This window comes from Gottfriedia acidiceleris (genome assembly GCF_004138285.1).
In the GTDB taxonomy this organism is placed as follows: domain Bacteria; phylum Bacillota; class Bacilli; order Bacillales; family Bacillaceae_G; genus Gottfriedia; species Gottfriedia acidiceleris_A.
The window spans coordinates 137692-157488 of sequence record NZ_SCFN01000005.1 but is presented as its reverse complement, the minus strand read 5'-3'; the positions used below and the strand labels follow the sequence as shown (position 1 = coordinate 157488).

General features: G+C 33.1%; 20 protein-coding genes. 8 read left to right on the top strand and 12 right to left on the bottom strand.

Annotated elements, in window-relative coordinates:
• The first annotated feature begins 385 nt into the window (after positions 1-385).
• Positions 386-2404, top strand: a complete 2019-nt coding sequence (locus tag EP747_RS09470; protein ID WP_165346948.1) for a transglycosylase domain-containing protein — start codon at positions 386-388, stop codon at positions 2402-2404.
• Between the two features lie 285 nt (positions 2405-2689).
• Here the strand turns inward: EP747_RS09470 and EP747_RS09465 are convergent, their stop codons facing one another.
• Together EP747_RS09465 and EP747_RS09460 are read right to left on the bottom strand one after the other, a co-directional pair.
• A complete protein-coding gene (locus EP747_RS09465; protein WP_129689658.1) occupies positions 2690-3202 on the bottom strand; it encodes a YwhD family protein in 513 nt (170 codons plus the stop codon).
• A 10-nt stretch (positions 3203-3212) separates the two neighbouring features.
• The gene (locus EP747_RS09460; protein ID WP_129689657.1) at positions 3213-3881 is read right to left on the bottom strand and encodes a site-2 protease family protein; all 669 of its coding nucleotides are present in this window, start codon (positions 3879-3881) and stop codon (positions 3213-3215) included.
• A gap of 162 nt (positions 3882-4043) precedes the next feature.
• On the opposite strand from EP747_RS09460, the gene EP747_RS09455 reads away from it, so the two are divergent.
• A complete protein-coding gene (locus EP747_RS09455; protein ID WP_025671006.1) occupies positions 4044-4229 on the top strand; it encodes a 2-hydroxymuconate tautomerase in 186 nt (61 codons plus the stop codon).
• Positions 4230-4280: 51 nt separating this feature from the next.
• Here the strand turns inward: EP747_RS09455 and EP747_RS09450 are convergent, their stop codons facing one another.
• On the bottom strand, positions 4281-5594 hold the full coding sequence (locus EP747_RS09450; protein WP_129689656.1) for an HD domain-containing protein: 1314 nt from the start codon (positions 5592-5594) through the stop codon (positions 4281-4283).
• Positions 5595-5978: 384 nt separating this feature from the next.
• Positions 5979-6206 (bottom strand): DUF1450 domain-containing protein, encoded by a 228-nt coding sequence (locus EP747_RS09445; protein WP_025671004.1) that lies wholly within the window; start codon positions 6204-6206, stop codon positions 5979-5981.
• Between the two features lie 220 nt (positions 6207-6426).
• Here EP747_RS09445 and EP747_RS09440 point away from each other — a divergent pair, with 220 nt between their 5' ends.
• Positions 6427-7269: an RsfA family transcriptional regulator gene (locus EP747_RS09440; RefSeq protein WP_129690160.1), complete on the top strand. Its 843-nt coding sequence runs from the start codon at positions 6427-6429 to the stop codon at positions 7267-7269.
• A gap of 95 nt (positions 7270-7364) precedes the next feature.
• On the opposite strand, the gene EP747_RS09435 is transcribed toward EP747_RS09440, so the two are convergent.
• The gene (locus EP747_RS09435; RefSeq protein ID WP_129689655.1) at positions 7365-8279 is read right to left on the bottom strand and encodes an iron-hydroxamate ABC transporter substrate-binding protein; all 915 of its coding nucleotides are present in this window, start codon (positions 8277-8279) and stop codon (positions 7365-7367) included.
• Positions 8280-8477: 198 nt separating this feature from the next.
• Here EP747_RS09435 and EP747_RS09430 point away from each other — a divergent pair, with 198 nt between their 5' ends.
• The gene (locus EP747_RS09430; protein WP_129689654.1) at positions 8478-9326 is read left to right on the top strand and encodes a lipoate--protein ligase family protein; all 849 of its coding nucleotides are present in this window, start codon (positions 8478-8480) and stop codon (positions 9324-9326) included.
• A gap of 699 nt (positions 9327-10025) precedes the next feature.
• Here the strand turns inward: EP747_RS09430 and pta are convergent.
• Positions 10026-10997, bottom strand: a complete 972-nt coding sequence (gene pta, locus EP747_RS09425) for a phosphate acetyltransferase (protein ID WP_129689653.1) — start codon at positions 10995-10997, stop codon at positions 10026-10028.
• A gap of 235 nt (positions 10998-11232) precedes the next feature.
• Between pta and hemQ the strand changes: the two genes are divergently transcribed.
• From hemQ to gerQ, 3 genes are all read left to right on the top strand, one after another.
• Positions 11233-11979 (top strand): hydrogen peroxide-dependent heme synthase, encoded by a 747-nt coding sequence (gene hemQ, locus EP747_RS09420; protein WP_129689652.1) that lies wholly within the window; start codon positions 11233-11235, stop codon positions 11977-11979.
• Between the two features lie 221 nt (positions 11980-12200).
• Positions 12201-12629: a cell wall hydrolase gene (locus tag EP747_RS09415; RefSeq protein WP_129689651.1), complete on the top strand. Its 429-nt coding sequence runs from the start codon at positions 12201-12203 to the stop codon at positions 12627-12629.
• A gap of 28 nt (positions 12630-12657) precedes the next feature.
• The gene (gene gerQ, locus EP747_RS09410; protein ID WP_235832808.1) at positions 12658-13044 is read left to right on the top strand and encodes a spore coat protein GerQ; all 387 of its coding nucleotides are present in this window, start codon (positions 12658-12660) and stop codon (positions 13042-13044) included.
• 50 nt (positions 13045-13094) lie between these two features.
• Here gerQ and EP747_RS09405 read toward each other — a convergent pair whose 3' ends face one another.
• Together EP747_RS09405 and EP747_RS09400 are read right to left on the bottom strand one after the other, a co-directional pair.
• Positions 13095-13460, bottom strand: a complete 366-nt coding sequence (locus EP747_RS09405; RefSeq protein ID WP_129689650.1) for a DUF423 domain-containing protein — start codon at positions 13458-13460, stop codon at positions 13095-13097.
• An 18-nt stretch (positions 13461-13478) separates the two neighbouring features.
• A complete protein-coding gene (locus EP747_RS09400) occupies positions 13479-13766 on the bottom strand; it encodes a YwdI family protein (protein WP_129689649.1) in 288 nt (95 codons plus the stop codon).
• A gap of 139 nt (positions 13767-13905) precedes the next feature.
• Here EP747_RS09400 and EP747_RS09395 point away from each other — a divergent pair, with 139 nt between their 5' ends.
• Positions 13906-14715, top strand: coding sequence for a Cof-type HAD-IIB family hydrolase (locus EP747_RS09395; protein WP_129689648.1), 810 nt, complete (start codon positions 13906-13908; stop codon positions 14713-14715).
• 57 nt (positions 14716-14772) lie between these two features.
• On the opposite strand, the gene EP747_RS09390 is transcribed toward EP747_RS09395, so the two are convergent.
• From EP747_RS09390 to EP747_RS09375, 4 genes are all read right to left on the bottom strand, one after another.
• Positions 14773-15441, bottom strand: coding sequence for a uracil-DNA glycosylase (locus tag EP747_RS09390; RefSeq protein WP_129689647.1), 669 nt, complete (start codon positions 15439-15441; stop codon positions 14773-14775).
• 76 nt (positions 15442-15517) lie between these two features.
• Positions 15518-16501: a YeiH family protein gene (locus tag EP747_RS09385; protein WP_129689646.1), complete on the bottom strand. Its 984-nt coding sequence runs from the start codon at positions 16499-16501 to the stop codon at positions 15518-15520.
• A gap of 112 nt (positions 16502-16613) precedes the next feature.
• Complete coding sequence (locus EP747_RS09380) at positions 16614-17540, bottom strand: glycosyltransferase family 2 protein (protein ID WP_129689645.1); 927 nt, start codon at positions 17538-17540, stop codon at positions 16614-16616.
• Between the two features lie 109 nt (positions 17541-17649).
• Positions 17650-19797 (bottom strand): YhgE/Pip domain-containing protein, encoded by a 2148-nt coding sequence (locus tag EP747_RS09375; protein ID WP_129689644.1) that lies wholly within the window; start codon positions 19795-19797, stop codon positions 17650-17652.

Genomic DNA, 19797 nt, shown 5'->3' with positions numbered 1-19797 from the left:
ATCTACCCTTCTTTATCAAGATTTAGTCTGAAACATGTATCGTTTTATCCAGTTCCGACGCCTAGCCCCCAAAGGTCATAAGCCAAATCCAAATGAAACCAACTTCCCTCAGGCTTCGCCTTATGCTTGTCGGGGCTGGCCTAGGCGCCTCCACTTTTCGATTATGTTTCGTATTATCCCCACTCTTCCTAATTCCTATCGGATTTGTGTTGTTACGACAATTTTTTGCCGTACAAAAGAAAAGTATAGAGTAATTTTTGTGAAATGCAAGATTTTTAAAGCTAAATTATTTGATATTTTTTAATACAGTAATTTGAATAAAATTTCTCTTAATCTACCATACTAGTATTAAATTAGAGAAACGAATCGAGAGGAGGATACATTTTTGTATAATATCAACTACTCTTTTCATTGGCGTACACTTCAAAAGATCGGCATTTTACTTACTATTATTTCAATTTCAGGTACACTATTTTTATCGTGTGTCTATCTGTTTGCAATTACATCTACAAAACCTTCATTATTTATTGAGTCAAATTCAAGTTATTATGATCACAATCAAAAATTAATTAGTAAAACTAAGCTACTTCAAAATCGTAAAACACTTAAAATTGCAGATGTGCCTCCGATTGCCATCAATAGTATTTTAGTTTCTGAGGATCGTAATTTTTTTCATCATCATGGCTTCGACTTAAAAAGGTTGGGTTCTGCTATTTTAATTAATATAACGAAGGGACAATACGCACAAGGGGCAAGTACAATAACTCAGCAACTTGCAAAAAATTTATATCTTTCACAAGAAAAAACGATTAATCGTAAGTTAAAAGAGGCTTTTTTAACTATGAGACTTGAGTCTGCTTACAGTAAAAATAAAATATTAGAAGCATATTTAAACACCATTTATTTTGGACATGGTATTTATGGTCTAGAAACTGCGGCGAATACCTTCTTAGGAAAAGAGACAAACGAGCTTACAATTGGTGAATCTACATTTTTATTAAGTATTCCAGCTAATCCTTCAAAATATGACCCTTACGTTCATTTTTCATCTGTAAAGAAAAGACAACTACGAATTTTAACAGCACTTGAACAGAATAAATTAATCAACTCAAAAAGCGTTAAAAATGCAATTGATGAAACGATTAAGTTAAAACCGATTAAACATACTTCAAATTCTTCTTTTACATCCTATTTTCAACAAAGCGTTCAAAAAGAGATTACGGCTTCAATTGGACAATCGATCAATAACAATGGTAGCCAAATTTATACAACATTTAATCCCGCTATTCAAAAGCACATTGATCAAGCATTTGATAAATATATTAGGCCAATTCCTGATTTACAGGCTAGTGTGGTCGTATTAAATAGTCAAACTGGTGAAGTATTAGGTATGACTGGAGGCCGTGAGAAAGGACAGTTTTTATTTAATCGTGCAATAGCGTCGAAAAGACAGGTAGGAAGTACTATAAAACCAATTCTATATTACAGTGCACTTGAAAACGGATTTACTCCATCTACAAGACTTCAAAGTAAGCCTACTATTTTTCACTTTGAAAATGGAGATTCATATAGTCCTAAAAATAGTGGCAATTTATACGCACATGATTCAATTACTCTAGCTAAAGCTATTGCTGTTTCTGACAATATATACGCTGTAAAAACCCAACAGGCAGTTGGTACTGACGAATTTATTAAAGCACAGAAGTTATTCCATTTAACCACACCAAATAATAAACTACCTTCTATGGCACTTGGCACTCAAGATGCTTCACTGCTCGATATGACAAGAGCTTATGCTTTAATTGCGAATAATGGTAAAGAAGTTATTCCTCATTTCATCAAAGAGATTAAAACTCAATCTGGAAAGATGATCTATAAAGAAAAGTTTGATAAAAAACAAAGATTGGATAAAGATCAAACCATTATTCTTAAGCAACTAATGAACGGAATGTTTAACACAAATTTTTCAAGCTACTTACCAGTAACAGGTACTAGTATTATTCCTGAACTATCAAAAGATTATTATGGTAAAACCGGCACTACAAAAACGGACAGCTGGATGATTGGATTCCATTCGAATCTTATTGTTGGAGTATGGGTTGGGTATGATCATTCAAAAATATTAAGCGTAGAGGAAAGTTCACTTTCCAAGAAGGTATGGGCATCAGTAATGACAAATTTATTGGATAAAAATGTAGACTCTAAACTACCTGATGACCTAGTTAAAGTTGCTGTAGATGAAAAGACTGGCCTTTTATATAAAGAAGGCTGCGGCGATAAGGTTTCACTTTATTTTCGTAGAGGGACACAACCTACAAAACCTTGTATGAATAAAAAAATAAACCAAAAACATAAAAAGGAAAATAAAGACAGTAAGCCCTGGTATTCACAATATTTACTTTAAAAACAAAAGACCTCACCAAATTGGTAAGGTCCTTTGTTTGTCCTAGTCCTAGCTTTGTCCAAGCTATTAATAGTTTACTTTATTTAGTCTTAAATGTAAAAAGATTATTCGACGATTTCTTCAAATTTTTTATATAATTTACCTAAAGAAAACTCGTCGATTGGCGAGCCCTAGGGCGAAGACAGAGACGTAGTTGCACTTATACTTAATACCTAAAATTGGAAACTACGTCGATTTTCCTTCTCCGCTGCCAATTTATACTTACTTAATGTGCAAAAAAGTATACTAACCTAAAAGTTCACTTTTTAATTGGTCAGATGAATTATTCCACATCTCTTCATTGTGCGATTTTAAGTAATTGGCTAATAATTTACGAGACTTTTCATCCATCTGTTCAACCATTATTTTACGTTTCATCGCTTTATCCATTTTATTTACGTGGTCAGGAAGAAGCTTATATCCCCTTCTAGCTTCACGATCAACAGTCATGTAGCAACCTGTTACTCCAGCATAATAAGGACCACTTTCAGTTCGCTCAGTTGCGACCCACACTAACCAATATGGTTTTCCATTAGGAACTTCATCCTCATTTGTTAAAAACTTGATCCCTTTTTCAACTGAACTTCTTGCATGCATTGCACCGATATCTACAAATACGTCATTTTCTTGTATATCAATAAAAACTGGCGAAATATTTTCTAAACTAATTGCTCCAACACCAAATCCGCCATGCCCACTCGTTGAATCATTTTTTAATATATTAAAACCTAGTGATTTCTTTTTTGGTTGATCAGACATTGTGCCCCTCCTAAAAAATTAATGGTGTAACGATTGAATTAATCCAGTGGAAAACTGAAGGTATAGCAACCTGGAAAATTGGTTGTATTGTATAGTTATCTAAAGGAGTTAAAACTAAAACTAAAAATATAAATGCTCCATATTGCTCATATTGTGACATTTTTGCACGAAGATCATTAGGAGCCAAATCCTCTAAAATTCGGTATCCATCTAATGGCGGAAGAGGAATTAAGTTAAACACAAATAATACAATATTCATTTGAATGAAAATATTAAAGAAAGAATCTAAAGTAAGTGATAGTGCTTGTGGGAAAGAATGAAAAAATCCGTACTTATATATTAGTGAATAAGCGATTAAACCAAGCGTCGCCAGTATTAGATTACTAATCGGACCCGCTGCAGTGGTTAAAATTCCTGCTAATCTCGGATGTTTAAAGTTATGGCGATTTACAGGAACTGGTCTTGCCCAACCAAAGCCTAAAATAATAATCGCAATTGTTCCGAAAATATCTAAATGTCTAAATGGAGAAAGCGTTAATCTGCCTTGTCTTTTTGCCGTGTCATCTCCAAATTTATAAGCTACATAAGCATGCGCAAATTCGTGAACTGATAACGAAATTGCAACAACTAATAATATTAAAGGTATATCTTTTAATGGATATTGAAAAAATGATCCCATTCTTTGCTCCTCTCGAGAAATTGCTGTTTTATGTAACTAAACGGTTAATTTATTAATAGTTTAAATTATTCTTTATGATTTCTTCAATGTTAATCGATTTAATCGTTATTATTCTGACTTCCTGAGTTATAATAAAAATGACAAAATGAAGGAGGTCATAATATGCCATACGTTACAGTAAAAATGCTAGAAGGTCGCACTGAAGAACAAAAGAAAGCATTAGTTGAAAAAGTTACTGATGCAGTAAGTGAAACAACAGGTGCTCCAACCGAAAAGATAGTTGTTTTCATAGAAGAAATGACAAAAAACCACTATGCAGTTGCAGGTAAACGCCTTAGTGACGAATAGAATTCCTTACATACATTAACAGTAAACGGGAGTATCTTCCGTTTACTGTTTTTATCTTCTTTTAGCACCCGCTATTTCTTCAATCATTTCGATTACTTTCTTTTTCTTTTCATCAGGATTTTTATAGATTAAATCATGCGGAAAATATAACTTAGAATCAAATAACTTTTTACCAGTTATTCCATCTACTAGTTCAGATTTACGCGAGATTTCTTTTAATTCACCGTTCGTTTGTAATAATAAAATCGGTTTCTTTCCATCTTCCTCACCGTATCTAAAATAATCATAAGCCTCATCTGAAATTGTATCAATTACTAAATAGTATTCCGGGTCTATATCTATCTCTAAAAATAACTCCTTTAATTCAGCAAACTTTTCAGTATGTTTTTGTGTATCAAAGTCTGCATATTGAAATAAATTTCGATCTAAGAAACGTTGACATAGATCACTTAAGATTTGGTCAGATTCCTCCTGCCATACTTGGAAATAATATAGAAGAACTGATTCGTCTAATTTGATATATTCAACCAAGTCAATTTTACCTTCAAATAAATGACCGAAATGCACCGGTACATAATTAAAATGGTAACCTGTTTCATGCAAATGTTTAGCTCTTTGTAATATTTTCTGTAAAATTGCTTCAGCGCTTCTAGACACAGGATGAAAATAAACTTGCCAGTACATCTGGTAACGACTAATTAAGTAATGTTCAACAGCATGCATACCTGATTGTTTTATAACGACACCGTCGGGTCTGGGACGCATAATTCTCAAAATACGTTCCATATCAAAATTACCGTAACTTACACCAGTGTAGTATGCATCTCTAAGAAGATAATCCATTCGATCTGCATCAATTTGGCTTGAAATCATGCTCGTAACTAACTTATTCGCTGATGTTTTCTCAATGACTTCCGATACTTTCTTAGGAAAGTCATCCCCTACTTTTCTTAGAACTGCATTAATTTCCGTTGAACCCTCAATAATTTCTCTCGTTAGTTCTTCATGATCTAAATTAAATATCTTCTCAAATGTATGCGAAAAAGGACCATGACCAACATCATGTAATAATCCAGCACAAAGAGCTAATAAGCGGTCGTCATCATTCCATTCAGGACGACCAGAAAAAACATCATCTACCATACGTCTTATTATTTCATAAACGCCAAGCGAATGAGTAAATCGACTATGCTCAGCTCCATGAAACGTCAAATATGTAGTACCAAGCTGTTTAATTCTGCGTAGTCTCTGAAATTCTTTCGTTCCTATTAAATCCCAAATAACTTGATCTCTTACGTGAATATAACGATGTACGGGATCTTTAAATACTTTTTCCTCATAAAGCTTTTGGAAACGATATGACATATCTTGGCCCCCTTTCAATATGTATACTAATTCTTTATATGCTATTTAATTTACTTTCTGAACAGGACTCTTCTATCTTTCCCTTTGTAGCACAAGGCGTTAGCCCCTAGAGGTCATAAGCCAAAGCCCAATAAAGGTTAAAAACCAACCTTCTACATTTATTATTAATTTTTATCCCTTAATCCTTAAATATCAAAGTTAAAATAGGTATTTCATGGTGTCTAGTTCCGAAAGCTAGCTCTTCGGTAATATTCCATCCATCTTCGAAGTGGAAAAATCGCCACTTCTTCAGCTGAATGGAGATATTCCCTTCAGAGCTGGGCAAGCTTTCTCCACATTTCAATCTATTATATCAAAAAAACGCTCCTAAAGATGAAGGAACGTTTAATTCTTACCTAGTTTTGACTTTATCTTTACAAGTAGATCATCTTCGTTTGGTGCAGATAAAGGACGATTATTTACGAAACAAAATGATTTTTTTCGTCCAGGTCCACAGTAAGATTGACAACCAATTTTAATCTCTGCTTCATCATCTATTCTTTTTAAGCGAGGGACTAATGTTTTAATATTTGTCGCCTGGCAGTCATCACATATTCTAAATTCATTTGACATTTTTTTACAATCCTTTCTGTTCTAAATTGAACATACTCAGCAGTAATTTTACTCGTTCCAAAAAGGACATGCAAGTTTTCCAAATAAATCACTCCAAATAGTATTCTACTATTTTCTATTTTTTGTATAGTTTTCTATTTTTTTGTCCAAACTTCTATTAATCAGCTAGGAAATTAAATCGATTAATTGAATAAAAGAAAGTTGAGGGGAAATTTCTATGATGAAATTAAGACAGGATGCATGGACTGAAGAAAATGATTTACTTTTAGCGGAAACCGTTTTACGTCATGTACGAGAAGGTAGTACCCAATTAAATGCCTTTGAAGAAGTAGGCGATGTTTTAGAACGTACCTCGGCTGCATGTGGTTTTCGTTGGAATGCTGTAGTTCGCTATAATTATGAAAAAGCACTTCAATTAGCTAAGAAATTCCGTAAAGAAAAGCTTCGTCACGCTAAAGGTGAAGATGCTAAGAAAAAATTATTATATACACCTTCTGAATCTAGTTATATACAAACAGATGTATCTAGTAATTTTGATCGTTATTTAAATGATGAACAAGATTTAGAATATGGTGTTGATCTCGATCAGGAATTTGGGTCTTTTGTGGAAACTGATAATGAAAATGACACAAGCGTTGAAGTAACGCATAATGAGGAACCAACGACTGAGATATTTTCAAGTATTCCTTCAGTTCAAAATCAGTATCAATCACAGACTTCGTCAGCTTCACCAGTGAATACAAGAAAAAGTTCAATTACAATGTTTGATGTCATCCAGTTCTTACAAGGTCTTTCAAGTAATCAAATTGGTAGCGACCGTTTAGTCCGTGAAAATGATCAACTAAAAAGAGAGCTTATGCAATTACAGGAACGAAATTCACAGTTACAGAGACAGGTAGAAAAGCTTGAAAAAGACGCTACTACTGTTCAAGAAGACTATGAAACAATGATGAAAATAATGAACCGCGCTAGAAAATTAGTATTATTTGAAGAGGAAGAGAAACCAGCAGCAACATCTTTTAGAATGGATAAAAACGGAAATTTAGAAAAAATTGCAGAATAACATTGTCGGTTACAATATAGAGGAACTAAATCTTAATTTTGATTTAGTTCCTCTATTTTTATGCATATTAAATTTGAAAGTCCCTCTACAATCTATTAATTTTCTAAAAACGATTTTTTAAAGAATGCTAGCTGTTTCTCAAGTGTAACTGGGTCACTGAACGAAGCGCCATTGCCAAGCATTTCATATACACGATTATTTTTTACAGCTGGAATAGATTTATATGTATCTGTTTTCTGGAACGATATATCTGCATCTGCGTATTTACTTAAAATAATGTAATCTCCTGCATATTGCGGTAGCACTTCTGTAGAAAGTGTATAATAACCATCTTTTAGAGCCACTTCTTTTACTTTCTCAGGCATTTTTAATTTCATTGCTTGGTATAGTATTTCAGTTCCGCGAGCCCAATTATTGCCGAATACATATAGCTGTTTATCATATGATTCAAATACTGATACAGTTGCATCTTCACCGATTTTAGCGCGAATTTCATCTCCGGCTTTTTCCGCACGTTGTTTAAAGTCATCAATCCATTCCTTGGCTTCCTTCTCTTTGTTTAACAATTTACCAATTTCGATATGCTGTGCTAAATAATCTAACTTACCCCATGTGTATGTAACCGTTGGAGCAATCTCTTTCAATTTATCTATATTTTTAATATTTGATAATCCAATTATATTTAATTCAATTATTTTTTCAAGATTCTCATCCGATACTTCCGCTACATCTTTTAATTCTTTCTTAAAAGTTGGATTATTCTTTGACCAAACATCTACCCCAACAACATTTACTCCTAAAGAAATGACATTACCAGTAAAACCTGAAAGTAAGATAACGCGTTTTGGATGTGTTGGTACTTCAACAAGGCCAGTTTCCGATTGATATGTAAATGTTTTAGGTTGATCATCCATATTTGAAGTGCTCGCCTTCTTATCTGACGAATTGTGACTACATGCACTCGCGATTATTACAAAAATAAGAATAAACGGTAATAATAACTTTTTCATTTGAATCTCCTTTTTTACAATTATTATCAATTCCATATTCAATTGATAACGATTATCATTTTCACTACTTTATTTACTATAAGTTTGATTCAAATTATTGTCAAATTATATTTACTATTCAGAATATGAAGTTTTTTTATTTAGTTTAAAATCATGCTAAAATAGGAAAACAAACGCAAAACGCAAGGGGCTTATTTAATGAATCAACATTTGAATCGGTTACAAACAGATGAAATACGTTTTATAGATGGATCAACTTTAGGGCCATCCTTTGAGGCGATCCAATCTTTTGCATTAGATGACACATTATGTACAAAAATTGGGAAAATGGAGTCTCCAACAACAATTCGAACTTGGGTACACCACAATACAATAGTTCTAGGAATACAAGATACTAGACTACCGAATCTTACAAATGGAATTAAATTTCTTAATAACCATGGATACAAAGCAATCGTACGAAATTCAGGTGGGCTTGCTGTCGTTTTAGATGAAGGTGTTCTAAATATATCTATCCTCTTTCCAGAGGCTGAACATAAGCTGCAAATTAATGATGGCTATGAAACGATGTATGCACTAATTCAAGATATGTTTAAGGATTTAACAGATAAAATAGTTGCAAAAGAGATAGTCGGATCATATTGTCCAGGAGATTTTGATTTAAGTATTGATGACAAGAAATTTGCGGGAATCTCTCAACGTCGGATACGTAAAGGGGTTGCTGTTCAAATTTATTTATGTATTAACGAAAGTGGATCAAAACGTGCTTCTATTATTAAAGATTTTTATGAAATTGCGATTGATAACAAAGAAACTTCATTTAAATATCCTACAATTATTCCTGAAACAATGGCATCTCTTTCCGAACTACTATCATTAAATCTTACAGTGACGGATGTAATGACAAGACTACTTCAATCATTAATAAAATTAACTCCAAAATTATCGCCTAACTCCTTACTTGATGATGAAATAGAATTATATAATTACCATTTGCAACGAATGATTGATCGTAATTCGGAAATAAGTTCTATGCAAGAATCGTAAGAACAAAAGGATTCTTTAAAATGAAAAACCAAAAGGTAATTTAATATTCCTTTTGGTTTTTACTGTTGAAAAAAGAATTTGTCAAATAAATGTTGGATTGATCTTTGATAAGTAAGTTGTGTCATATTGATTTCCACTACAGGGTGCTCGCTTTCCAGGGGCGAGACCTGAGCCTCCTCGGCGCCGCCTGTGGGGTCTCAGCCTTCCCGCTTCTCCCATAGGAGTCGAGCACCCTTTCGTTCCAATCAAGCTCTTTATAAAAAAAAGAATAATCTTAAAAATAATAGAATAGTTAATTGAAATAATGAATTATCCTTTATAATCAAATGGTAACTTATGATAACACTTACACATCTTTACATATATTGGCCGTCAAAAAAGAAGACATTTTAATTTTTGCAAGTTAGTTAAAACATTTATATAGCAACCAAAATCACTTGTTTATCAATAAGATGGCAGATAAAACAATAATAAATATACTCTTTTTTCATAGAATTTCTTTAATGTTAGTATTTTTCAATATTGACTACAATATATTTCAACACTCTGAACCAAAAGGTAATTTAGTATTCCTTTTGGTTTTTCTTAAATTTAGGTTTTATTAATAAGTAAACTGATTTCACAAAGTGTTCCAATAAAAAAAGAGTGCTCTAAAGTTCATTGACTTTAGGGCACTCTTTTTTCTTAACTCTGTCTTAATTATAGTGACTGAGCAGCTGTGATGATTGATAATTTATAAACGTCTTCACTGTTACAACCACGTGATAGGTCATTAACAGGCATATTTAAGCCTTGTAGGATCGGTCCGATTGCTTCAAAGTTACCTAAGCGTTGAGCAATTTTGTAACCAATGTTACCTGCTTCTAAGCTTGGAAATACGAATGTATTAGCATCACCTTGAATAACTGAATCAGGAGCTTTGCTTTTTGCAACAGATGGTACAAATGCTGCATCAAATTGGAACTCGCCATCTAAAGTTAATTCAGGAGCAAGCTCTTTTGCAATTTTAACTGCTTCAGCAACCTTTTCAGTTTCAGGCGATTTTGCAGATCCTTTAGTTGAAAAGCTTAACATTGCAATTTTAGGGTCAATGTCAAATAGTTTAGCAGTTTTTGCACTTTCAATTGCAATTTCAGCTATGTCTTGGCTATTTGGAGCAATATTAATCGCGCAATCTGCGAATACGTATTTCTCATCCTCACGAACCATGATAAATACACCAGATGTTTTTGTAACGCCTGGTTTTGTTTTAATGATTTGAAGCGCTGGTCGTACTGTATCTGCTGTTGAATGTGTAGCACCACTAACTAAACCATGAGCTTTGTTAGCATATACTAACATCGTTCCAAAGTAGTTTGGATCTAATAATGCTTTATGAGCTTGCTCTTCTGTTGCTTTTCCTTTACGGCGTTCAACAAATGATGCAACTAATTGCTCCATTTCTTCATAATTAGATGGGTCTAAAATTTCTACTCCTTGAAGTTCTAAACCTAAGCTACTTGCTTTTTCTTTTACGCTTTCTACGTTACCTATTAAAATCGGTTTTAATACATCTTCTTTCGCTAGTCTGTCAGCTGCAGTTAAGATTCTCTCATCTGTACCTTCTGGTAAAACAATCGAAATACCTTTACCTGATATTTTTTGTTTAATGCTTTCAAATAGATTGCTCATAATAGCCTCCAAAATCTTTAAAATTATTTTATTTGTACATAATTAGAATAAAACCTTTTTAGAATAATGAAAAATATAATATATTTAATAAAGCGCTATCATTTAAAGTAAATTAATTCCTAATTTTCTAACTAAATTTGGATATTGTATAATTTTGTATGTTTTTACAAAATACTTTTATTTGTAGTATGCTATATAAATGAAAATCAATACGATAACGTTTGGGGGATTTAAAATGAGTGAAGCTGCAAAAACTTTAGATGGCTGGTATTGTTTACATGATTTTAGAAGTATGGATTGGCATGCTTTTAAACAATTAGGTAGTGATGAGCGTCAACTAGCAATTACAGAGTTCCAACAAGTTTTCTCAAAATGGAATCAAGTTGCTGATTCTGGTGAAGGTAGCCATGCTATTTACAATATTTTAGGTCAAAAAGCAGACATTATGTTTATGGTTTTACGACCTACAATGGATGAGTTATTACATATTGAAACAGAAATTAATAAAACTACATTATCTCAATATATGATTCCAACTTATTCATACGTTTCTGTAGTTGAATTAAGTAATTACTTAAGCGAAGAAGATGGTGATCCATATCAAAATCCGCATGTTCGCGCTAGACTTTACCCTGCTTTACCAAAATCTCAATACGTATGCTTCTATCCAATGGATAAAAAACGTGAAGGCGAAGATAATTGGTACATGCTTCCTTCAGGTGCTCGTAAAGAAATGATGTACAGCCACGGAAAAATTGGTCGCACTTACGCTGGTAAGGTTAAACAAATTATTACTGGTTCTGTAGGTTTTGATGATTATGAATGGGGCGTTACTTTATTCTCTGAAGACGTACTTCAATTCAAAAAATTAATCTATGAAATGCGCTTTGATGAAGTAAGTGCTCGTTATGGAGTATTTGGTTCATTCTTTGTTGGAACGATCCTAAAAGAGGACGCATTCTCAAAATATCTTTACGTATAATTGAACGCTTGAGGGTATCCATTGTATACGATCAGTCATAGTATATAAATTAAAAGACTTCTCTTTTTTGAGAAGTTTTTTTATTTTCCTGTTGGAAAAGAAGTCATATGTTTCTTTCAATTTTAATATAGTTACAGTAGTGAACGAACTAATTAGTCCTCGCTTTCCGATCACCAATGGGATTCATGCAGAATATTTAATTCGGATGAGGAGGCTTTTTTATGGCTGTAATTCGTTATACCGATGCCGAGGTTTCTTTGCTTGCAAGATTAATGCGTGCTGAAGCTGAAGGCGAAGGTAAAGAAGGTATGTTAATGGTTGGAAATGTCTGTGTAAATAGGGTTTTATGTGATTGCTTAGATTTTAGAGACATTCGAAGTATAACAGATATGGTTTATCAAAATCCTGGTGGATTTGAAGCTGTTCAAAAATCTTACTTTTACCAACGTGCCAGGGACCAAGATATTGAACTATCTAGAAGAGTAATAGCGGCTCAACGTTTTTGGCCAGCTACTTATGGCCTATGGTTCTTCAGACCTGCAGGTTCATGCCCAGGAACTTGGTTTAACCAAAAACTAGCGGGAAGATTTAAGTCGCATTGCTTTTATCAACCGACTGCTGAAGATTGTCCTAAAGTTTACAGTGTTTAAAATGATTTAACTAAGGGAGGTTTTTTCTTTGAGTAATCCTTACGAATATTATCCAAATCTTTATCGTGCGGCGCAACCTGCCCAAGGGCAAGGACAACAAACCGGACAGGGGCAAGGATTTGCAGCCCCATCAGGTGGTATGATTACCCAACAAGGTCAAGTTACCACCCCCTCTGGTCTTTTTGAACAATCCTATGTAGAAAATATACTTAGAGCCAATCGTGGGAAAGTTGCTACGGTTTATATGACTTTCACTGGCCACCAACAACAAGTATTTGTAGGGTATATTATGGGAGCTGGACGTGATCATATTGTACTCAGAGATGTAAATACAACCAAAACTTTCATACTGTTGACAATTTACTTAGATTACGTTACGTTTGACGAAGAAATAGCTTTGCCTTATCAACTTTAAAAAAAGTGTTCAATATAGTGCAATAATTGCACTTTTATTGAACACTTTTTTTATTTCATTACTGAAATTCCCACTAAAATCCAAGCAATTAGAAAAGCTAAACCACCTAATGGAGTAATCGCACCTAGTATTTTAATTCCAGATACACTTAATATGTACAAGCTCCCTGAGAATAAGATAATCCCAATTATTGATAACCATCCACCCCACATTAATTGAGTTGTTGAACCAAATTTATCAATTAAAAATGCAATAATAAATAGTCCACCTGTTTGGAACATTTGATATTGAACAGCTTTTTGCCAAATTTGAAGTGATCTTTCGGAAATTTTCCCCTCAAGTCCATGTGCTCCAAATGCACCTAATGCGATCGATAAAAATGCAAAAATACTACCGAATAAGAAAAATAGTTTCACTTCTTCTCCCCCTTTATCTTAAAAATCTAATAATGATCCACTTTGTTCCGAGTCATCCAATATAGGCATAACAGAAGGTCCGGACATAATAGGCTGACTTGGTATTGATTGAACGATACTACTAGTTACTATACTCTTTGGAACTTCTACACTGCTCTCGTCTTCAAGAAGTAACTCACATAAAGAACGAATACTGGCAATTCTTTCTCGAAATTGTCCAGGTTTTTGCGTACTTACTTTTGCCTTATGTAACTCATTTTCAATTTGCTGGATTACTTTTTCTACACTGATATTCAGATAAATCACCACCAAACTTTATTAACACAATCCAATAAACCCTATTATACTATGGCTTTTTTCTGAAAGCGAATACCAACCAAATTAAGCACTATTTTAATCGAACGGTGGTATACTAAAAAAGTTAATTTTTAGGAGGTAATGAAATTTGAACTATAAAATGATCGTTTTGGATATCGATGACACACTTTTAACAGATCAACATGTTATTTCGCAAAGAACGAAGGAAGCTTTACTCAAAGCTCAAGATATGGGTATAAAAGTAGTGTTAGCTTCCGGTAGACCAACCTTTGCAATGCATAAGTTAGCTGAGGAACTATTACTACATGATTATGGTAGCTATGTCCTATCATTTAACGGAGGAATCATTACTGACTATCGAACAAAAAATAATGTTTATGAATGTACACTAACAAAAGAGCAAGCACATGAACTTTATGAGATTAGTAAGAAACATAATGTCTTCGTTCATACATATGTAGAAAATGATATTATTACAGAAAAAGGGAATCAATATACTGATATTGAAGGCCAGCTCACAGGCATGCCGATTAAAGAAGTAAGTAGTTTTACCGAGCACGTGCAAAATGACGTTGTGAAATTGTTAATGTTAGAGGATCCAGAAAAGCTAGCACAAGTTGAAAAAATTCTCCAAAAAGAGCTTGAAGGTAAAATTAGTGTCATGCGCTCGAAGCCATTCTTTTTAGAACTAACGAACAGTGAAGTAGATAAAGGTAAAAGTCTAAATCACTTAATTCAAATTTTAGGAATTCGACAGGACGAAGTAATCGCTGTAGGAGATGGATATAATGACCTACCGATGATTAAATTTGCAGGACTAGGCGTTGCGATGGGAAATGCTCCAGAAGAAATTAAACAACAAGCAGATTATGTCACTGCTACAAATAACGAAGATGGCGTGGCTAAAGTTGTTGAAGAGTTTATATTGAGTAATTAATAAATACAAAAAAGGGTTGTCCAAAAAGACAACCCTTTTTTAAAACTCATTTATTGACTACTCTACTGTCCAGTCAATCGGTTCTAGTTGAAGTTCTACTAGTTTTTGGTTAATTTGTGAAAATGGTTTACTTCCAAAGAATCCTCTACTAGCTGACAATGGACTTGGATGGTGAGCTTTTAATATTACATGGTGGTTACTCGTAATCAATTCTTCTTTAGCTTGGGCATGTTTACCCCATAGAACAAAAATAATCGGACGATCTTGCTTATTTAACTCGGATAAGATTGTATTCGTAAATAGTTCCCATCCTTTATTTTTATGGGAATTTGGTTCCCCTTCACGAACAGTTAAAACAGTATTTAATAATAAAATCCCCTGCTTTGCCCAATTATTTAAATATCCGCTCGTTGGTATTTCTAACCCTAAATCACTATTTAACTCCTTATAAATATTTCTTAAAGAAGGCGGTATTTTTACTCCCGGTAATACAGAAAAACTTAACCCATGCGCTTGACCTGGCTGATGATAAGGATCTTGTCCAATAATCACTACTTTACAATTTTCATATGAACACTCGTTTAAAGCCTGAAATAAATGCTCTTTGGCAGGGTATATTGTTTGTTCCTTGTATTCTTTCTCAAGAAATTGCAATAAATCTTTAAAATACGGTTTTTCAAACTCTGGTTTTAATTTTTCTCTCCAATTTGATGATAGTTGAAGCAATGAAATACCACCTTTCCTGACGAAATTTCCCGAGAAATAGATATGATTTGTTGTTTTTTGTCGTTGTTCGCGTCTATTAATAGATTACTTGAATTAGTAAAATTGCGATAATGATTTGAAAACCTACGATGCTTAATGCATAAAGTGAAAGAGACTTCCCTTGTTTAATGATCATTTTTATATTTACATTTAATCCAATTGCATCGAGTGCAATAATTTCAAATAAGTGACTAGTCTTATTTGAAATATTCGCAGCCCAACTTGGTAGCACTCCTAAACTATAAAAAACACAAAGGATGACAAATCCAATTACATACCAAGGAAATTGGATTTTTACTTTTTCAATAGAATCTTCCGCTAAGTGTCTTCTTTTTATAGTAGATAAGCTAAAAACTACAAAAACTAGAAAAACTACGCGAATCAGTTTAAATAAAGTGGCATAATTCTTTACTTCATCATTCACTAAACTACCACTAGCAACTACTTGTCCCACTGATTGTAATGTACTTCCGATTAGTGCAGAGGTCGGCAATGTTTCTGAGTGATATAATACAGATGCTATTAAAGGCAGTATAAACATTAAGACTGTTCCCATCATATTTACAAGCGTCACAGCCAGTCCCTTTTCTTCTTGAGTGGCTTGTATAGCTGGGGCCGTTGCGCCAATTGCTGACGAACCACAAACTGCATTTCCACTTGCCATTAAATAGCTAAAATTCAAACCAAAACCTAATTTTTCGCCTAACCAAATCGTAAAAATAATGACTAAACACATTTGTATCACGATTAACAAAATTCCTTTTAATCCTAGTAAGCTAATCATTTGAATGCTGATCGTTGCTCCTAATAAAAATATTGAGACCTCTAATAATTTACTTTCTGCAAACTTTCTACCGCCTTCAAAATAAGACTTTAAGTGTATTGTATTACCGACAATCAACCCGATTAATATTGAAAATGTAGCTGCTCCAACCGGCAATATATAAGAAAGTGTTTCACTAATAAGTGCAATAATAAGGCAAAGAACTACCCCCGGAATAGCTTTATATATATTCCCCATATTATTCTCCAAGCTTTCATTAAAATATTATTCTATCTTTAAATATTATGTAACGAAAAAAGAAATTCGACAAGATTCTTGTCGAATTTCCAAATTTATCATATCGCAAAATTTAATCTTCATCAAAGCTTGAAGCCTCAATAATGTATTGGGGTCTTCTTTTTGTTTCGTAATATATCTTACCTAAATATTCGCCTAATACTCCAATCATCAAGATTTGAACTCCGCCAAATAACATAATGAAATTGGAAATCGTATATAATCCAGGAATTCTAATTCCAACTAAAAGAACTTTAAAGCTCATAATAATAAAGATTACAAGACTTATACCAATTAATAATAATCCGACTTTCGTTAACAACCTCAATGGCCTTGTATTGAAACACAATATATATTCAATGGATCTTTTTATCGAATCTAGTCTCTTTACTTCTGACTCTTTGTTAATGATTCTTGATGTTATTTCATACTCAATCGTTTTTACTTTGTAACCAATCCAGTTAAAAATACCTTTTGAATAACGGTTTGATTCTGGCATGCTTAAAATAGCATTCACTACTTTTCTACTTAACAAACGAAAGTCTGATTCGTTTTGCAAAATATCAGGATCCACAAATTTTTTAATGACCTTCTCCAAAATGCCTTTTTTCGCTTTTTTTAGAACTGAATTCTCTAATTTTTTTGATGCAACTACATGGTTATGTCCTTTTTTGTATTCATCCATCATCTCTAAAATAACATTTGGTGGATGTACAAAGTTTCCATCCATTAGGATGACTACATCGCCTTTTGCATGCTCAAGTCCAGCACAAATTGCTCCCTCTCTTCCGAAGCGGCGAGTAAACGAGATATATTTCAAATGACTGCTATGATTTGCAACAACTTGAAGTGCTAGTAGTGTATCATCATCACTTCCGTCGTTTATATAGATAATTTCATAATCTTCTTTAAGTAACTTTACTGTATTTGATAAATTAACGTGAAATCTCTCAAAATTTTCTCCATTGTTATAACAATATACAACAACTGATAATTTCATACAAAACACCTACTTCTCCTAATAGCTATGAAGATATAACTTTTATCTATGTTATAGCACTTGGCAAAACAGTTCAATGATTTTTATATGAATTTATTTATTCAAACGACTAATGGATAAGTCTACTCTTCTTGGAAAGCTCCACAATTTTACTTGCTCTTTTATTAATAGGTGCTTTAAGAATAACCCCCACTATGATTGCAATGATGACAAAAAGAACTAGTATTGGTAGGTCCTTATAAATGGTTTCCCAAACGATTCCGCCAGTCGCCTCCCTTAACAAGCTTAATGCATATGTAAAAGGTAAAAACGGGTTTATTTTTTGGAAAAATGGCGGAGTTACTTGAATCGGATAAACTCCTCCCGCCCCAGAAATTTGGAGAACCAAAAAGATAATACTGATGCCTTTCCCAATATTTCCGAAAACCGAAACAAGCGTATAAACAATAAACGTAAATACAATGCTAATCAATAGTGCAAATAAGATAAAATAACCTTTACTTGCTGCATAAGTACCTAGTATCAGGAAGTTACCAATAGTCACCACTAATGTCTGTAATACCCCAATAGTAATAAAGGTCAATAGTCTTCCAAAATAAACTTCTCTACTTTTATATGGCTTTTCTTCATGAACTTCTGTAGTTAATAACGATACCATTAATAAAGCTCCTACCCATAACGACAATGTTGTATAAAAAGGGGTCAAACCTGTACCATAATTCGGTATTGGAAACATCCGCTCCTTTTTTATTGCGATTGGGCTGGAATAAAAGTCACTTACCTTTTCTATATCTGTTCGTAGAAAATTAATTAGATCTTCTATGCTTCCTTTTTCTTTAGCCTTTCTAATCTCATTAGCTATTTTTTTTATTTTCGCTTCCATTATTGGTAACTCATTTACTAATTGTTGTATATCCCCCTTCTTCGTTGCTAATAAATTTGATGTGTCTTGGAGTACACCTTTTATTGTAGGTATACTCGTTTTTGCATCAGCTAAAACAGTCTGGGTATTTTTTATTGATTCATTCACCAATCTTGAAGCTTCACTTATTTTTGGCGCTAAATCTTGATCAAAATTTCCAGTTAAACTGTTTATCTTGTTATTTATACTTGCCGCGCTCTCATTCATTTTTTGAAGTAAATCATTCGGTAGGTCGTTTCCGCTTTGTATTGCACTTTTCAATTGAGCATTCTCATTTTGAATTGTGATTAAATCTGCTTCTAGATCTTTTATTGCACTAATATTTTTACTAAAATCTGCTGTAGTACCTAAGCTATTAAACGATTGAAGAACTTGATTTAAAGAAGAAACCATATTTCTTAAATTCGGTAGTATTTTTCCGATTTCATTTGATAGCCTCATGGATTCGTCTTGACTAATCGTTTGATTCTGTAATTGTGATAATGTGCTTTGTATCACAGCAGACTGGTTCTGGAGTAGGTTAAGTGTCTCTTTAATAAGTGGAGTTGAATCTTGAACTGCTTGGTTAATTTGATTAAAAAACCCACTTAAACTAGCCGTTAATTTTTCACCATTTGCTACGATGTTATTAATCAATTCCATGTCTTTTTTTGTAGTTTGAATAACGCTTTGTACTTTTTTATAGTCATTTAAGGCTGTATTCACAGTTGTTTTTATTTCGGGTAAATCTTTTTCAAGCTTAAAAACCATTTGCTCAAATTTTTTTATTTCAGGTAAATTTGCTTGTAAATCAATTCCTATTTTATTAAACTCCTGCAATACTTCCTTACTTACGGTCTTTTCAAATTTCTTTGTAATCTCACTCGCAATACTTGTTGCACCTTTTTCAGTATAATTCGGCGCAACAATATTTAGCTTTTCATTAACTTGATAAACTAGTTCAGGTTTTTGAGGATGATCTGTTAAAACTGTGCTAATTTTATTTGAAAAATCATTCGGTATTAAAATACTAGCGTAATATTTTCCTTGTTTAACCCCTTCATTTGCGACTTGCTTACTTGTAAATCTCCAGCCTAAAGAAGGATTTTGTTTTAAAGAATGTATTACTTCGTTTCCGATATTAATTTTATTGTTTAAGACAGTAGCACCACGATCCTCATTTACTATTGCGATTTTTAAGCCCTTTGTATTGCCGTACGGATCCCAAGAAGCCTTTATATTAAACCATGCATACATTGAGGGCATGATAATTAATCCAATGATAATCATCAATGCAGCCCAATTTGTTATAACCCGCTTTATATCACGAAAATAGATTTCAAATATTGAACTCAC

Bases quoted from the DNA above. Each gene is read 5' to 3' on its own strand.
- EP747_RS09460 (WP_129689657.1), bottom strand. From the start codon at position 3,881: ATGGGATCATTTTTTCAATATCCATTAAAAGATATACCTTTAATATTA.
- EP747_RS09465 (WP_129689658.1), bottom strand. From the start codon at position 3,202: ATGTCTGATCAACCAAAAAAGAAATCACTAGGTTTTAATATATTAAAA.
- hemQ (WP_129689652.1), top strand. From the start codon at position 11,233: ATGAGTGAAGCTGCAAAAACTTTAGATGGCTGGTATTGTTTACATGAT.
- EP747_RS09440 (WP_129690160.1), top strand. From the start codon at position 6,427: ATGAAATTAAGACAGGATGCATGGACTGAAGAAAATGATTTACTTTTA.
- EP747_RS09435 (WP_129689655.1), bottom strand. From the start codon at position 8,279: ATGAAAAAGTTATTATTACCGTTTATTCTTATTTTTGTAATAATCGCG.
- EP747_RS09450 (WP_129689656.1), bottom strand. From the start codon at position 5,594: ATGTCATATCGTTTCCAAAAGCTTTATGAGGAAAAAGTATTTAAAGAT.
- EP747_RS09430 (WP_129689654.1), top strand. From the start codon at position 8,478: ATGAATCAACATTTGAATCGGTTACAAACAGATGAAATACGTTTTATA.
- pta (WP_129689653.1), bottom strand. From the start codon at position 10,997: ATGAGCAATCTATTTGAAAGCATTAAACAAAAAATATCAGGTAAAGGT.
- EP747_RS09455 (WP_025671006.1), top strand. From the start codon at position 4,044: ATGCCATACGTTACAGTAAAAATGCTAGAAGGTCGCACTGAAGAACAA.
- EP747_RS09385 (WP_129689646.1), bottom strand. From the start codon at position 16,501: ATGGGGAATATATATAAAGCTATTCCGGGGGTAGTTCTTTGCCTTATT.
- EP747_RS09415 (WP_129689651.1), top strand. From the start codon at position 12,201: ATGGCTGTAATTCGTTATACCGATGCCGAGGTTTCTTTGCTTGCAAGA.
- EP747_RS09445 (WP_025671004.1), bottom strand. From the start codon at position 6,206: ATGTCAAATGAATTTAGAATATGTGATGACTGCCAGGCGACAAATATT.
- EP747_RS09380 (WP_129689645.1), bottom strand. From the start codon at position 17,540: ATGAAATTATCAGTTGTTGTATATTGTTATAACAATGGAGAAAATTTT.